The 12,523-nt window shown below is 64.6% G+C and carries 22 protein-coding genes; 21 read left to right on the top strand and 1 reads right to left on the bottom strand.

Going from position 1 to position 12,523, the window contains the following annotated elements; genetic code table 11:
• Positions 1-13 precede the first annotated feature (13 nt).
• Positions 14-433 (top strand): Rieske (2Fe-2S) protein, encoded by a 420-nt coding sequence (locus tag ACQR1B_RS25245; RefSeq protein ID WP_434834913.1) that lies wholly within the window; start codon positions 14-16, stop codon positions 431-433.
• A gap of 85 nt (positions 434-518) precedes the next feature.
• Here ACQR1B_RS25245 and ACQR1B_RS25240 read toward each other — a convergent pair whose 3' ends face one another.
• A complete protein-coding gene (locus ACQR1B_RS25240) occupies positions 519-1,127 on the bottom strand; it encodes a hypothetical protein (protein WP_434834914.1) in 609 nt (202 codons plus the stop codon).
• 324 nt (positions 1,128-1,451) lie between these two features.
• Between ACQR1B_RS25240 and ACQR1B_RS25235 the strand changes: the two genes are divergently transcribed.
• The 20 genes from ACQR1B_RS25235 to ACQR1B_RS25140 all read left to right on the top strand — a co-directional run bounded on the left by ACQR1B_RS25235 (position 1,452) and on the right by ACQR1B_RS25140 (position 12,167).
• A complete protein-coding gene (locus ACQR1B_RS25235; protein WP_015665411.1) occupies positions 1,452-1,772 on the top strand; it encodes a HesB/IscA family protein in 321 nt (106 codons plus the stop codon).
• A gap of 30 nt (positions 1,773-1,802) precedes the next feature.
• Positions 1,803-2,093 carry a NifU family protein gene (locus ACQR1B_RS25230; protein WP_434834915.1) on the top strand — a complete coding sequence of 97 codons (291 nt, stop codon included), beginning with the start codon at positions 1,803-1,805 and terminating at the stop codon, positions 2,091-2,093.
• 9 nt (positions 2,094-2,102) lie between these two features.
• Positions 2,103-3,317, top strand: a complete 1,215-nt coding sequence (nifS, locus tag ACQR1B_RS25225; protein ID WP_434834916.1) for a cysteine desulfurase NifS — start codon at positions 2,103-2,105, stop codon at positions 3,315-3,317.
• A complete protein-coding gene (nifT, locus tag ACQR1B_RS25220; RefSeq protein ID WP_012029022.1) occupies positions 3,314-3,535 on the top strand; it encodes a putative nitrogen fixation protein NifT in 222 nt (73 codons plus the stop codon). The genes nifS and nifT overlap by 4 nt, the downstream gene beginning before the upstream one ends.
• Positions 3,535-4,401, top strand: a complete 867-nt coding sequence (locus ACQR1B_RS25215) for an SIR2 family NAD-dependent protein deacylase (protein WP_434834917.1) — start codon at positions 3,535-3,537, stop codon at positions 4,399-4,401. The genes nifT and ACQR1B_RS25215 overlap by 1 nt, the downstream gene beginning before the upstream one ends.
• A gap of 273 nt (positions 4,402-4,674) precedes the next feature.
• Positions 4,675-6,237, top strand: coding sequence for a nitrogenase cofactor biosynthesis protein NifB (nifB, locus tag ACQR1B_RS25210; protein WP_008960281.1), 1,563 nt, complete (start codon positions 4,675-4,677; stop codon positions 6,235-6,237).
• A gap of 55 nt (positions 6,238-6,292) precedes the next feature.
• The gene (locus tag ACQR1B_RS25205) at positions 6,293-6,517 is read left to right on the top strand and encodes a YfhL family 4Fe-4S dicluster ferredoxin (protein ID WP_015665417.1); all 225 of its coding nucleotides are present in this window, start codon (positions 6,293-6,295) and stop codon (positions 6,515-6,517) included.
• A gap of 10 nt (positions 6,518-6,527) precedes the next feature.
• A complete protein-coding gene (locus ACQR1B_RS25200) occupies positions 6,528-6,857 on the top strand; it encodes a HesB/IscA family protein (RefSeq protein WP_434834918.1) in 330 nt (109 codons plus the stop codon).
• 9 nt (positions 6,858-6,866) lie between these two features.
• Positions 6,867-7,400 carry a hypothetical protein gene (locus tag ACQR1B_RS25195; RefSeq protein WP_284423611.1) on the top strand — a complete coding sequence of 178 codons (534 nt, stop codon included), beginning with the start codon at positions 6,867-6,869 and terminating at the stop codon, positions 7,398-7,400.
• Positions 7,393-8,166: a 4Fe4S-binding leucine-rich repeat protein gene (locus tag ACQR1B_RS25190; protein WP_434834919.1), complete on the top strand. Its 774-nt coding sequence runs from the start codon at positions 7,393-7,395 to the stop codon at positions 8,164-8,166. The genes ACQR1B_RS25195 and ACQR1B_RS25190 overlap by 8 nt, the downstream gene beginning before the upstream one ends.
• Positions 8,163-8,486, top strand: a complete 324-nt coding sequence (locus ACQR1B_RS25185) for a nitrogen fixation protein NifZ (RefSeq protein WP_009032133.1) — start codon at positions 8,163-8,165, stop codon at positions 8,484-8,486. The genes ACQR1B_RS25190 and ACQR1B_RS25185 overlap by 4 nt, the downstream gene beginning before the upstream one ends.
• Positions 8,483-8,722, top strand: coding sequence for a nitrogen fixation protein NifZ (locus ACQR1B_RS25180; protein WP_434834920.1), 240 nt, complete (start codon positions 8,483-8,485; stop codon positions 8,720-8,722). The genes ACQR1B_RS25185 and ACQR1B_RS25180 overlap by 4 nt, the downstream gene beginning before the upstream one ends.
• 16 nt (positions 8,723-8,738) lie before the next feature.
• Complete coding sequence (locus ACQR1B_RS25175; protein WP_434834921.1) at positions 8,739-9,095, top strand: DUF3024 domain-containing protein; 357 nt, start codon at positions 8,739-8,741, stop codon at positions 9,093-9,095.
• Between the two features lie 17 nt (positions 9,096-9,112).
• Positions 9,113-9,373 carry a hypothetical protein gene (locus tag ACQR1B_RS25170; RefSeq protein ID WP_434834922.1) on the top strand — a complete coding sequence of 87 codons (261 nt, stop codon included), beginning with the start codon at positions 9,113-9,115 and terminating at the stop codon, positions 9,371-9,373.
• Between the two features lie 2 nt (positions 9,374-9,375).
• Complete coding sequence (locus tag ACQR1B_RS25165; RefSeq protein ID WP_434834923.1) at positions 9,376-10,590, top strand: DegT/DnrJ/EryC1/StrS family aminotransferase; 1,215 nt, start codon at positions 9,376-9,378, stop codon at positions 10,588-10,590.
• Between the two features lie 36 nt (positions 10,591-10,626).
• A complete protein-coding gene (locus tag ACQR1B_RS25160; RefSeq protein ID WP_434834924.1) occupies positions 10,627-10,935 on the top strand; it encodes a 2Fe-2S iron-sulfur cluster-binding protein in 309 nt (102 codons plus the stop codon).
• 12 nt (positions 10,936-10,947) lie between these two features.
• The gene (locus ACQR1B_RS25155) at positions 10,948-11,160 is read left to right on the top strand and encodes a hypothetical protein (protein WP_434834925.1); all 213 of its coding nucleotides are present in this window, start codon (positions 10,948-10,950) and stop codon (positions 11,158-11,160) included.
• Between the two features lie 38 nt (positions 11,161-11,198).
• Entirely contained in the window at positions 11,199-11,513 is a 315-nt protein-coding gene (locus ACQR1B_RS25150; RefSeq protein WP_434834926.1) for a DUF6156 family protein, read from the top strand.
• Between the two features lie 11 nt (positions 11,514-11,524).
• A complete protein-coding gene (locus ACQR1B_RS25145) occupies positions 11,525-11,692 on the top strand; it encodes a hypothetical protein (RefSeq protein ID WP_012045790.1) in 168 nt (55 codons plus the stop codon).
• 16 nt (positions 11,693-11,708) lie between these two features.
• Positions 11,709-12,167 carry a group II truncated hemoglobin gene (locus tag ACQR1B_RS25140; RefSeq protein WP_434834927.1) on the top strand — a complete coding sequence of 153 codons (459 nt, stop codon included), beginning with the start codon at positions 11,709-11,711 and terminating at the stop codon, positions 12,165-12,167.
• Positions 12,168-12,523: the final 356 nt, after the last annotated feature.

Here is a 12,523-nt window from a genome sequence, read left to right as displayed (position 1 = left end):
GATGGAGCCCGACATGACGACCGACGTCGCCTACGCCATCTGCAGCTTCAACGACATCCCGAGCCGCCGCGCGATGGGCTTCCAGCTCATGATCGTCGCCGAGGACGGCAGCCACCGTCCCTGGCCGATCTTCGTGATCCGCTGGGGCAAGCAGGTGTTCGGCTATCTGAACATGTGCCCGCACGACAAGGTCAATCTCGACTGGGAGCGCAATCAGTTCCTGGACGGTAACGGCCTGCGCATCCTCTGCGGCAAGCACGGCTCGCTGTTCGAGATCGGTACCGGGACCTGCGTCGACGGCCCCTGCAAGGGCGAGAGTCTCACGCCGGTGGCGCTGTCCGTCCTCGATGGTGACATCTGCGTGACCGGAGTCACGCTGGTCGAGGATGAAGAGGATGAGGACGAGACCGGCCTGCAATGCGAGGAAGGTTGAGGCTGCGATCTCAGATGAAGTCCCGGCGGCAGGGCCGGGACTTCATCTTGCACGTGAAGACCATCGATTGAAGATCGGAACGACCTCAGACCGGCCGGTTCTCGTTGCGGTTCTTGACCGGCTCCATCTTGGCCAGCGCATCGGCGTAAGGCACGAGGTCATAGCTCTCGTTGAAGTCCCGGGCCGCGTCGAGCACGTAGTCGAGCTTGCCGGCGGTGTCGAGCTTCTTGATGTCGTTCTTGTCGATCGACAGCAGGTCCAGCATCTCCTTCCACACCGTGGATTCGTCGCAGGGCAGCACATAGAACGTCACGTCGCCCATCTTGATGCGATACTTCGCCAGGAGGTCGATGTTGTTGCAGAACATGAAGTAGCTGCCGTCGGGCCGCAGCAGACCCTGGAGCACCTCCACCGCGGTCTCGAGATAGGCCAGGGAGTGGATGTAGCCGACGAGCACCGGGATGGTGGCCTCGCCGTCGTTCACGATCGTCAGCACCTGCTCGATCGAGAAGTCCGGCGGACGCTTCTCGTCGGCCACCTGGGTCTGGAATTTCAGCGCGATGTCGCCGCGGAAGCCGAAGCGGCCGGGCTTGGTGGTGGGCGACTTCAGAACGGCGTTGAGCAGCCGTCCGTCCTTGTCGAGCTGCGCGAGCGCGGTGGTCTCGATCGCAACCGTCTTCTCCAATGTCGTCATCAGCAAATCCCCTCGCATGTCCTTGTCAGCCGTTCGCCGCACGGCGCGGTCAAAAGGGCCGTGATGCAAATTGTCTGCCGATGTCTGTGCCGCGTTGATTTGCTTGGTCTTTCGCCGGCGGCCTCGGCCCATTGTCGGATTTCCGCCGCGACATCGCTTCTGCCCGTTCGCGACGCGGCGGAAATCGTCCGTGTCGGAAAGCTGACACGCGTCGCAAACGCCACAGCGCCGACGCAAAAAGGCGAGTGCTTTCAGCCAATTGCTGCGTGGCACGGGACTTGCCAATCTCATTCGCAACAGCCGAACAGGAAAGGCGAAGCGACGATGATCAACCTGACCGACAGCGCCATCAATGCCGTCCGCAACGCGATCACGACCTCCGACAAGCCGGTGGATGGCTTGCGGATCATGGTCGAAGCCGGCGGTTGCGCCGGGCTCAAATACAACATGGGCCTCGTCAGCGGCAGCGAGGCGGAGGACACCGTGATCGAGCGCGAGGGCGTGCGCGTGCTCGTCGATCACAAGAGCCTCGAATATCTCGAAGGAACGACGATCGATTTCGTGATCGCGCTGGAGGGCTCCGGCTTCACCTTCGAGAACCCCAACGCGAAGTCGAGCTGCGGCTGCGGCAAGTCGTTCGCCTGATCCCTTAAAACATTCGAGAGAAGTGACATCATGCTGGTCGAATCCCAGGGCATCGTCGAAGCGCCGGCCCAGATGAGCGAGCGCGAGCGGATCATCCGGGCCGTGATCGAGGAGGTCCGTCCGAACCTCAAGCGCGACGGCGGCGATTGCGAGCTCGTCGAGATCGACGGCAACAAGATCATGGTCAAGCTCGCCGGCGCCTGCATCTTCTGCAAGCTCGCCAGCGCGACCCTGGAAGGCATCCAGGCCCGCATGATCGAGAAGCTCGGCGAGTTCGTTCGCCTCGTTCCGGTGGCCGGCGCACCCAAGGCGCGGCATTAAGGAGCGGTCTTGCGTCCGGTGTACCTCGACAACAACGCCACGACACGCGTCGACCCGGAAGTCGTCGCGGCGATGTTGCCGTTCTTCACCGACCAGTTCGGCAACGCGTCGTCCTCGCATGCCTTCGGCAGCGAGGTCGCGGGCGCCGTCCGCCGGGCGCGCAAGAGCCTGCAGGCGCTGCTGGGCGCCGCCTTCGACCACGAGATCGTCCTCACCTCGGGTGGAACGGAATCAGACAATACCGCGATCTTGTCGGCGCTTGAGACGCAAGAGGGGCGCAACGAGATCGTCACCACGGCGGTGGAGCATCCCGCGATCCTGTCGCTCGTTGAATATCTCAGGGACAAGCGCGGCGTCACGGCGCATCTGATTGGCGTCGATGATTCCGGCCGGCTCGATCTCGAAGCCTACAAGCGCGCACTCGGGTCGCGCACCGCGATCGCCTCGGTGATGTGGGCCAACAACGAGACCGGCACGCTGAATCCCATTCCGGAGCTGGCCAAGTTGGCGCATGATACGGGTGCGCTGTTTCATACCGATGCCGTGCAGGCGGTGGGCAAGATCGCGATCGATCTGAAATCCGCCGGCGTCGACATGCTGTCGCTGTCCGGACACAAGCTGCACGGGCCCAAGGGCATCGGTGCGCTGTATGTCCGGAAGGGGACACCGTTCGCGCCGCTGGTGCGCGGCGGACCGCAGGAGCGCCGCCGTCGCGGTGGTACCGAGAACGTTCCCGCCATCATCGGCCTGGGCAAAGCTGCCGAGCTCGCCGCCAAACATCTCGCTGACGAGCAGGGGCGGGTGCGCGCGCTGCGCGACCGGCTGGAGCAGGGCATCATTCAGGGCGTCGGCCACTGCGCCGCGCTCGGTGATGTCGAGCAGCGGCTGCCGAACACCGCCAACATTGCCTTCCAGCATCTCGAAGGCGAGCCGATCGTGATGCGGCTGAACCAAGCCGGGATCGCCGCTTCGCTCGGCTCCGCCTGCGCCTCCGGCTCGATGGAGCCGTCGCATGTGCTCAGGGCGATGAACGTGCCGCCGGATCTGCTGCGCGGCGCCGTCCGCTTCTCGCTGTCGCGCGACACGACCGATGACGACATCGATCGCGTGCTGGCCGTCCTGCCCGACATCGTCAGCCGGTTGCGCGAGACGTCGCCGGCCTGGCTGCAGCATCACCCGTCGAATGCGGCGGACGCCCTTCGTCCCACGGAGCTCACGCAATGAAAGTCATGATCCGCCGCTCGCCGGAAACCGGCCTCTCCATCTATGTCCCGAAAAAGGACCTGGAGGAGCCGATCGTCGAGACCGAGCACGAGACGCTGTGGGGCGGTTGGATCCGCATCGCCAATGGCTGGGTGCTCGAGCTGCCGCAGATGGCCGCCGACACGCGGCTGCCGATCACGATCAATGCGCGCAAGCGCGGGGGAGAAGGGGACGAGTGATGAACGCGCCACTTCCACATATCGACATCATCAAGCAGGCTGACGCCGAGGCGCTGCTGAAGGATGTCGTCGCCAAGCTCAAGGCTGGCAAGGTCGTTCCGTTTCTCGGGCCTGCGGTGTCGGAACAGTCCGGCGCTGCCGTGCCGATGAATCCGGAGGCGCTGGCGGCGTTCTTCGGCACCAAGGTGGCGCTGCCGCGCCGGGCCAAGGGCAATGCCTGGGCCTCCGCCCAGCACATCGAGAGCACGCGCCATCGCTCCACGGTGACGGCGCTGATGGCGGAGGCGTTCGCAGCGCCCGTCGCGCCGACACCGCTGCAGCAGCATCTGGCGTCGCTGTCGCTGCCGATGATCGTCGACAGCTGGTATGACGGCGCGATGCGGACGGCGCTGGCCGGGCGCGGCGACTGGGGCGAGGTGCAGGGCATCACCCGCGCCGGCATTGGCGAAGACCGCTGGTATCGCTTCTACGATGCCGGCGGCGCCGAGGCCGATCGAGAAAAAGCCGGCGGCTGGAGCACGCTGCTTTACAAGCCGCATGGTGGCATCACGCCCGCCAAGAACTTCCTGATTACCGACGCCGATTATGTCGAGGTCCTGACCGACATCGACATCCAGACGCCGATTCCCGACACGGTGAAGGATCGCCGCACTGATCGCAGCTTCCTGTTCATCGGCTGCCGCTTCAACGACCAGCTGCTGCGGACCTATGGTCGCCAGGTCATCAAGCGCTCCGGCACCGAGCACTACGTCCTGGTCGAGCCGGACACGCTGTCGAAGAACGAGCTCAAATTCTTCATCGCAGAGCGGCTGACGCCGATCGCGATTCCGCTGGCACGGGCGACCGAGATCATCATCGGCGGCTGAACGAAACAGCCGATCGGACCATTGGGCAGCGCGGCGCAAGCCGCGCTGTTTCGCTGTTCGAGCCGTCATTCGTCGCGCACGAACGAGAGTCTGTAACGTTTCTAACAACGGCCAGATCGCGAGCCTCTCGCATGTTGGCAAGGCGACAGCCGCGGCCGGTCTGCTAACACGTTGATAGTCCGATGAAATGATCTTGTCCGCGGCGTGGCACGCGAGTTGCTGAACCCTAAGCCAAGGCGGTTTGCGGCTCGCCAGCAACGTTAAGGAGCGGACATGGACGCGTCAGTGCAGCACGAACAGGCGACGATACCGGACGGCGACAAGCTGAGCTCGGTGATGCAGACCATCGCAGAACACAAGGGCTGCGGCACCTCGGGCGGCAGCGGCAAAGCGAGCTGCGGCTCGGGCGCCGGCGAGAACGACCTGCCCCCGGAGATCTGGGAGAAGGTGAAGAACCATCCCTGCTACAGCGAAGAGGCGCATCATCACTATGCGCGCATGCACGTCGCCGTCGCGCCCGCCTGCAACATCCAGTGCAACTACTGCAACCGCAAATATGACTGCGCCAACGAGTCGCGTCCGGGCGTGGTCAGCGAGAAGCTCTCGCCGGAACAGGCCGCCAAGAAGGTGCTCGCTGTCGCCTCGACCATTCCGCAGATGACCGTGCTGGGCATCGCCGGCCCCGGCGATCCGCTCGCCAACCCCGAGAAGACGTTCAAGACCTTCGAGCTGATCGCGCGCACCGCGCCCGACATCAAGCTCTGCCTGTCGACCAACGGCCTCGCGCTGCCCGACCATGTCGACACCATCGCCGGCTTCAACGTCGACCACGTCACGATCACCATCAACATGGTCGATCCCGAGATCGGCGCCAAGATCTATCCGTGGGTGTTCTGGAAGCACAAGCGCTACACCGGTGTCGAGGCCGCCAAGCTGCTCACCGATCGCCAGCTGCAGGGCCTGGAGATGCTGACGGAGCGCGGCATCCTCTGCAAGGTCAACTCGGTGATGATCCCCGGCGTCAACGACAAGCACCTCGTCGAGGTCAACAAGGCGGTGAAGTCGCGGGGCGCCTTCCTGCACAACATCATGCCGCTGATCTCCTCGCCCGAGCACGGCACCGTGTTCGGCCTGACCGGCCAGCGCGGCCCGACCGCGCAGGAGCTGAAGGCGCTGCAGGACGAGTGCGAAGGCGAGATGAACATGATGCGGCATTGCCGCCAGTGCCGCGCCGACGCCGTCGGCCTGCTCGGTGAGGATCGCTCCGCCGAGTTCACCACCGACAAGATCATGGCGATGGAGGTGAACTACGACATCGACAGCCGCAAGGCCTATCAGGAAGCGGTCGAGAGTGAGCGCGTCGCCAAGGTCGTCGCCCGGCAGGAGGAGCTCGCCTCGCTCGCCGGCCAGTCCAGCGACATCAAGCTGCTGGTGGCGGTCGCGACCAAGGGCTCGGGCCTGATCAACGAGCATTTCGGCCACGCCAAGGAGTTCCAGGTCTACGAGCTTTCCACCGCCGGTGCGAAGTTCGTCGGCCACCGCCGCGTCGACCTGTACTGCCAGGGCGGCTATGGCGACGAGGACAGCCTGGAGACCGTGATCCGCGCCATCAACGACTGCCATGCGGTGTTCGTGGCCAAGATCGGCGGCTGTCCGAAGAGCGACCTGCAGGCCGCCGGCATCGAGCCGGTCGACCAGTTCGCCCATGAGTTCATCGAGAAGTCGGCGATCGCCTGGTTCAAGAGCTATCTCGACAAGGTCAACAGCGGCGAGATCCAGCACGTCGTGCGCGGCGACGCCGAGATCCGCCAGGGCGCTCTGACCTCGGCAGCGTGACATCCGACCCCGGCGGCGCTGCGGCGCCGCCGGTCCCTTTCGACAGGAGCTATTCATGACGTTGAAGATCATTGCGTCGCAGTGCACGAGCTGCTCGGCCTGCGAGCCCGAATGTCCGAATGTGGCGATCTCCGAGAAGAACGGCACCTTCGTGATCGACCCCAAGAAGTGCACCGAGTGTCTCGGCCATTTCGACGAGCCGCAATGCGCGGCGGTCTGCCCGGTCGACAACACCTGCGTCATCGACAATTCGTTCCCGCGCTACCAGCCGCCGGCCTGAGGAGACCCCGATGAATTTCACGCTCACGCCAGCTGCGCAGAAGTTCATGCGCATGATGCTGCGGGCCGACGGCACCGCCGGCTCGGGCTTCCGCCTCGCCGTGTCGCCCGGCGGTTGCTCGGGTCTGGCCGCCGACATCAGCGTGCTGGCTGCGCCGCAGCCCGGCGATGCCGTGGTCGAGCGCGACGGCGTCAAGCTTTTCCTGCCGGCCGAGAGTCGGCTGCTGCTCGACGGCGTCACCATCGACTTCGCGGATACCGCGACCCAGACCGGACTCGTGTTCCACGACCCGAAGCAGGTCTCGTGCTCGACCCATGCCCTGAAGGCCCTGGAGCACTAGGACAGCACCATGCCCACCGATGCCCGGCCCAGCTCCCAGACTGCCATCGAGGACGCGCTGCTTGCGGATGCGCTGCTTGGTGGCGGCCTGCCCGAGGAGGCCGAGCATCATCTCTGGCTGGCCGGCCAGAGCTATCAAGTCGATGATGTCGCCGAGACGCATCTGAAGCAGGCGGAGGCGCTGGCGCCTGACCACGCTGCGGTCCTGATCGGCTTCTACCGCTTCTATTTCTACAAGGGGCGGCTGAACGACGCGCTGCGGATCGCCAAGCGCTGCCTCGCCAAGGCCGCGGTCGAAAATCATCTGCCGCCGCACTGGCGCGACGTCCGCCCGGAGCATGCCGAGTTCGGCAGCTTCGATCACATGCTGCCGCGCTTCTTCATGTTCACGCTGAAGGGCTACGCCTACCTGCAGATGCGGCTCGGCAATCTCGTGGAAGGGCGGCTCGCGGTACAGAAGCTGCTCGACCTCGATCCGAGCGACAAGATCGGCGCGCGGGTCCTGCTCGAGGTGGTCGACCGGGTGGAGCTCGACGATGAGTGACGACATCGACGAAGCCATCGACTGGCAGGGCAACGAGATCAACTGTAGCGGCTGTGCTCACGAGCAGCTGAACGCGGCCGGCGGCTGCAAGCTCCGCCACGCCTGTGTACACGACCGCTACGCCCGGCGCATCGACCGCTTCTTCAACTGGAATCCGGCGCTCGCCAACGATTATGTCAAGCATCCGCATTTCGAGGTGCGGGCGATTGCGGCCAAGCATGCCAGCCCGTTCTATCTGCCGCCGCTGCTCGACGATCCCGAGGAGACCGTGCGCTGGAATGCGGCCCGGCGGCTGCCGAAGCGGCTGGTGCTGCGGCTGCGCCACGATCCGCATCGCGAGGTGCGCATCCGCATCGCGACCGTGCTCGATCCGGAAGATTTGATGCCGATGATGATGGACGACGACTATTACGTCCGCCTCGTCGTCGCGCGTCGCATCGTGCCGTCGGTGCTCGGCCGCATGATGGGAGACCCGGAGGCCGAGGTCCGCCGCGTCGTTGCTCGGCGCATCCCGAGCGACTGGCTGCTCGGGATGATCAGCGACCCCGACGCGCGGGTGCGGCTTGAGATCGCCGAGCGCCTGGCGCCTGATCTGCTGACGGCGATGCGCAAGGATGCCGACTGGCGCGTGCGTCATGAAGTTGCGAGCCGGATTCCGCTCGGCGAGCTCGCCGAGCTTGCGCGGGACGAGGATCCGCTGGTGCAGGAGATGGCGCGCGGCCGGCTCGAGAGCCGTTCTGGAGCTGCGATGGAGAAACCGGCATGAGCAACATCGTTCGTGACAGCGAGGTCGTCGAGCTGTCGGCGCCGCCGTATTTCACGTTCGGCGAGAAGGTGAAGGCGAAGCGCACCATCCGCAACGACGGCACCTATGCGGGCAAGGAGATCGGCGAGATTCTCGCGAAGAAGGGCGAGATCGGCTACGTCGTCTCGATCGGAACCTTCCTGCAGCAATTCTACATCTACGGCGTCGAGTTTCTCGAAAGTGGGAACCGCGTCGGCATGAAACGCAAGGAGCTCGAATCCACTGTTCCCCGCGGGGAAGCCGAGGACGAGCTGCCGCTGCCGGGAGCCTATAGATCATGATCGAGCCGCGCCTGCCGAAATACCAATGGGGTCAGCGCGTGAAGGCGCTGATCGATCTCGTCAACGACGGCTCGTTTCCGAATGCGCCGGCCGAGGCCAAGCTGGTCGGCGTCGGCGATCTCGGCGAGATCGTGCAGGTCGGCACCCATACGGAAGCGAACATGCCGATTTATCTCGTGGAGTTCGGCGAGAAGCTCGTCGTCGGCTGCCTGGAGGAGGAGATCGTCCCGGTCTGAGGGACGATGATCAGCCATGGCGGCAACCGCGCGTCAGTCCAGCCTCGTCCTTCCTGCGCATCCGAACGACCTGGATCGCAAGCGGATCGAGCGCGCGCTGAAGTCGCGCAAGCGCTACCGCTATGTCGAGCCGACGGTATCGCCGGTCGATGAAGGCTATCACGTCCAGAGTCCGTGCTGCTCGCGCAACATCGACAAGGACGGCGGAGTGATCGACGTCGCGCTGCTGCGGCATGATCCCGCGAAGACAATGTGGAAGCTGTTCTGGAGAGATCACGCGCAGGGGATCTGGGAGCTGCACAGCGTGCACCAGCGGTTGACCGCGGCGGTCGACGAGCTGAACGCCGATCCCGAGCGGATATTCTGGCAGTAACGAGGAGGACGGGTGAGATGGCATTGGCCGAGCAGGAACTGAATGAGATTGCACAGGTCCTTGAGCAACCTGACGCCGGCAGCACCGCGTTCGGCGAGCTGCGCCGCCGCTTTCCCAAGCTGGTTCTGACGCGGTGCGATGCCTCCGATGTCACCGAGGCGCCGTTCCGCAGCTACGCCGCGTTCGACCTGCATCTGCTCGACGCCAGCGAGCATTGCGCTGGGGTGACCGACGATCCTGCCCAGGCCACCGGCCTGATCCTGGCCAAGCGAGGCTGATCATGACCAAACCCTATCTGGTGCATGATGCCGATCGACAGGAGCAGGACGAGGCCGAGCTGACGCCGGTCGGCTCCGACTTCATCCCATTGTCTGATCCAGACATCACGACGGCGGAGATCGCGGCGGTGGAGGCGACGTTGCGCTCGCCGCGCCTGTCCACAGGACCGCTCGTCGAGGAATTCGAGGCGGCGTTCGCCGCCTATCTCGGGCGCAAATATGCCATCGCGGTCCCGACTGGAACGCTCGGCCTGCTGCTCGTCCTGAAGGCGCTCGGGGTCGGTCCCGGCGACGAGGTGATCGCGTCGTCCTATTCGTTCCGCGAGGTCGCGCACGCGATCAGCATCGTCGGCGCCAAGCCGGTCTTTGTCGATATCGACTACTACTCAGGCACGCTAGCGCCGAGCAAGATCGAGGCGCGGCTCACGGAGAAGACCAAGGCCATCCTGGCCGGAAACACCAACGGCCACCCGGCCAAATGGTCGGAGCTGCAGGCGATCGCGAAGGCGCACAATCTGCCCCTGATCGAGGACTCCACGGAAGCCATCGGCTCGAAGTATCAGGGCGCGCTGGTTGGCACCTTCGGTGCCGCCTCGGTGTTCGACTTCTCGCAGCCGTTCGCGCTGACCTGCGGCGAGGGCGGCATGGTCGTCACCGACGATATCGACATCGCGGTTGCCGTCCGCCGCCATCGCTCCCACCGTCTCGACGAGCGCGCGTCGGTCGTCGTCAACAGCAGCCCGTCGCACCAGGCGGTGATGAGCGACGTCACCGCGGCGCTGGGGCTCGCGCAGCTCAGGCGGATCGAGGAGATCCTCGAGCGCCGCCGGCTGATCGAGCAGATCTATTACAGCCAGGTGCAGTCGTTCGAGGGCATCAAGGATCCCTATGTCGGGCCAGATGTCACCGAGGTGAACTGGTTCCTCTACCAAGTCCATCTGGGCACGCGGTTCTCGAAGTCGAGCCGCGACTCGATCGTCGAGGATCTCAGGGTCGAGCAGGTCGAGGCCGTCGCCTATTCGAATCCCCTGCATCTGCAGCGGCACTATTTCAACATGGGCTATCGGCGTGGCGACTGCCTCGTGACTGAGAAGGTCGCCGATCGCGTCGTGGCTCTGCCGTTCCACGTCCACCTCACCACCGACCAGATCGCCTTCATCGTCGCGACCATGAAGGACGCTTCGGTCAATGTCGGGGCGGGCGCGGCGATCTACTGACGAGTTCTGATCTCAAACTGGAAGAGGAGAAACCAAGTGGCGACATTGACGGTAATGCCTTCGGGCGAGACGATCGAGGTGGGCGAGGGCACCACCATTCTCGCAGCGCTGCTGGGCGCAGAGGTCGAGATCCCGCACAAATGCGAGGGCCAGGCGAAGTGTGGCTCCTGCCATATCTTCCTGCAGGAAGGGCGCAAGGGCGTGTCGAAGGTCTCCAAGCTCGAGAACGAGAAGCTGGATACCATCGTCGGCGTCGGCTCGAAGTCGCGGCTCGCCTGTCAGGCGACGATCCTCGGCACCGAGAACGTCAAGATCGAGCTCCTGGGCTTCAGCTCGGGTCTGTAACGGGAGGATCAGATGGACAACGTGACGCTTCATGTCCGCTTTGCCAACGACGGCACGGTGGCCGAAATCAGCGAGCGGCCGGTCGGCCTGACGCCGCAGCAATGGTTCGACAAGCTCAGCGAAGCGATCGGGATGAAGGCCTACCAGACCTTCGCCGGCGGCCGCGGCGTGTTCAAGGCCGCGCGCGATCAGATCGATGCGCTGAAGATCGCAGCCGTCTCGTGACGGCTGCGTTGCGGATGTTCGGCTGAAGCGGCGGCGCGATGACGGATACAGGGCAGGATTGTCGATTCTTCGTCTCGTATACGGGCGTCAAGCTGCCGCTGCGGCTGGTCACGGCGATCGCGCCGGAGCAGCTGTCGAACCGCAATACCTTCATCCGTGGCTATTACGATGCCGCGGGGGCGCTGACCGGTTTCGACAAGGTCGTCTATGGCGAGATCGAGTTGACCCATCGCTACAGCTACCATCCCAACGGGACGCTGCGCCGGGCCGAGATCGTGATGCTCGACGAAGAGCCGGCGACGCTGAGTTTCGACGAGAATGGCGTGGCGCTGACCGCGCAAGACGCTGCGTGAGGAGGGGGCTCGTGACCGTTGCCAAGCTGATCGAGGCCCTTGCCAGCATGCCCAGGGACGCTATCGTGCTGATGGACAGCGGCGCCGGATTGTCGCGGGTCGACGCGCTGGAGCTCGTCGACGAGCAGGGACCCGGCGCTCCGGCTGAGGTCATCCTGCAGCCGAGCTTGGACGAGTAGAGACAGGAACGGCCGGATGGCGGATGCGGGCACTTCAGAGACCGAAACGGCGGAGGCAGGACCGGTCGTGACACCCTATGAACGTATCGGCGGCGCGGTCGTGATCGATCGCCTGGTCGAGTCGTTCTACCACCGCATGGACACGCTGGCGGAAGCCAAGGACATCCGCGACATGCACGGCACCAATCTCGGGCCGATCAAGCATGTTCTGAAGCGCTACCTTTCGGAATGGCTCGGCGGCCCGAAACTGTATTCGCCGGAAAAGGGCCATCCGCGGCTGCGCCAGCGCCACATGGGATTTGCCATCGGCAACGCCGAGCGCGACGCTTGGCTGCTCTGCATGCGCGGCGCCCTCGAGGAGACGGTGACCGACGCCCGGGCGCGGCAGGACGTCGACAACGCCATGACCAAGCTCGCCGACTGGATGCGCAACCAGGCCGGCAACCCGCACGATGCGCGCGCGGCACGGCCGTGAGGTGATCCGCCGCAGCCAGTACTGAAATCATCCAGTGGCGAAAATCGAAGGATGAGCTGCGGTGCTCATGAATGCGCCCTCTCCCCTTGTGGGAGAGGGCTTGTATGACAGAGCGACACATGCGGTCGGGTGAGGGGTCTGTCTCCACGAGCATTGTTTGCGGAGGCAGACCCCTCACCCAACTGATTACGCGGATGGATCGGAGATGCCCTCTCCCACAAGGGGAGAGGGCGCAGTATCGCACAGCGCAAACGCGTGACCAACTACTTTACTCAATCTGTAGGGTGGGGTGTGTCCTGAAACGATCATAGACCCAGTGGGATGAGGAGACCACACGAGCTGAAGTCGATGGGGCT

It is taken from the genome of Bradyrhizobium oligotrophicum, assembly GCF_051168495.1.
Classification (GTDB): Bacteria; Pseudomonadota; Alphaproteobacteria; order Rhizobiales; family Xanthobacteraceae; genus Bradyrhizobium; species Bradyrhizobium oligotrophicum_A.
Note: the sequence above shows the minus strand (reverse complement) of the source record. Positions and strands in the feature narration are given on the sequence as shown.

Bases quoted from the DNA above. Each gene is read 5' to 3' on its own strand.
- ACQR1B_RS25195 (WP_284423611.1), top strand. From the start codon at position 6,867: ATGCCCACCGATGCCCGGCCCAGCTCCCAGACTGCCATCGAGGACGCG.
- ACQR1B_RS25150 (WP_434834926.1), top strand. From the start codon at position 11,199: ATGACGGATACAGGGCAGGATTGTCGATTCTTCGTCTCGTATACGGGC.
- ACQR1B_RS25230 (WP_434834915.1), top strand. From the start codon at position 1,803: ATGCTGGTCGAATCCCAGGGCATCGTCGAAGCGCCGGCCCAGATGAGC.
- ACQR1B_RS25175 (WP_434834921.1), top strand. From the start codon at position 8,739: ATGGCGGCAACCGCGCGTCAGTCCAGCCTCGTCCTTCCTGCGCATCCG.
- ACQR1B_RS25245 (WP_434834913.1), top strand. From the start codon at position 14: ATGACGACCGACGTCGCCTACGCCATCTGCAGCTTCAACGACATCCCG.
- ACQR1B_RS25140 (WP_434834927.1), top strand. From the start codon at position 11,709: ATGGCGGATGCGGGCACTTCAGAGACCGAAACGGCGGAGGCAGGACCG.
- ACQR1B_RS25240 (WP_434834914.1), bottom strand. From the start codon at position 1,127: ATGACGACATTGGAGAAGACGGTTGCGATCGAGACCACCGCGCTCGCG.
- ACQR1B_RS25235 (WP_015665411.1), top strand. From the start codon at position 1,452: ATGATCAACCTGACCGACAGCGCCATCAATGCCGTCCGCAACGCGATC.
- ACQR1B_RS25155 (WP_434834925.1), top strand. From the start codon at position 10,948: ATGGACAACGTGACGCTTCATGTCCGCTTTGCCAACGACGGCACGGTG.
- ACQR1B_RS25180 (WP_434834920.1), top strand. From the start codon at position 8,483: ATGATCGAGCCGCGCCTGCCGAAATACCAATGGGGTCAGCGCGTGAAG.
- ACQR1B_RS25205 (WP_015665417.1), top strand. From the start codon at position 6,293: ATGACGTTGAAGATCATTGCGTCGCAGTGCACGAGCTGCTCGGCCTGC.
- nifT (WP_012029022.1), top strand. From the start codon at position 3,314: ATGAAAGTCATGATCCGCCGCTCGCCGGAAACCGGCCTCTCCATCTAT.
- ACQR1B_RS25215 (WP_434834917.1), top strand. From the start codon at position 3,535: ATGAACGCGCCACTTCCACATATCGACATCATCAAGCAGGCTGACGCC.
- ACQR1B_RS25185 (WP_009032133.1), top strand. From the start codon at position 8,163: ATGAGCAACATCGTTCGTGACAGCGAGGTCGTCGAGCTGTCGGCGCCG.
- ACQR1B_RS25200 (WP_434834918.1), top strand. From the start codon at position 6,528: ATGAATTTCACGCTCACGCCAGCTGCGCAGAAGTTCATGCGCATGATG.
- ACQR1B_RS25170 (WP_434834922.1), top strand. From the start codon at position 9,113: ATGGCATTGGCCGAGCAGGAACTGAATGAGATTGCACAGGTCCTTGAG.
- nifB (WP_008960281.1), top strand. From the start codon at position 4,675: ATGGACGCGTCAGTGCAGCACGAACAGGCGACGATACCGGACGGCGAC.
- ACQR1B_RS25190 (WP_434834919.1), top strand. From the start codon at position 7,393: ATGAGTGACGACATCGACGAAGCCATCGACTGGCAGGGCAACGAGATC.
- ACQR1B_RS25165 (WP_434834923.1), top strand. From the start codon at position 9,376: ATGACCAAACCCTATCTGGTGCATGATGCCGATCGACAGGAGCAGGAC.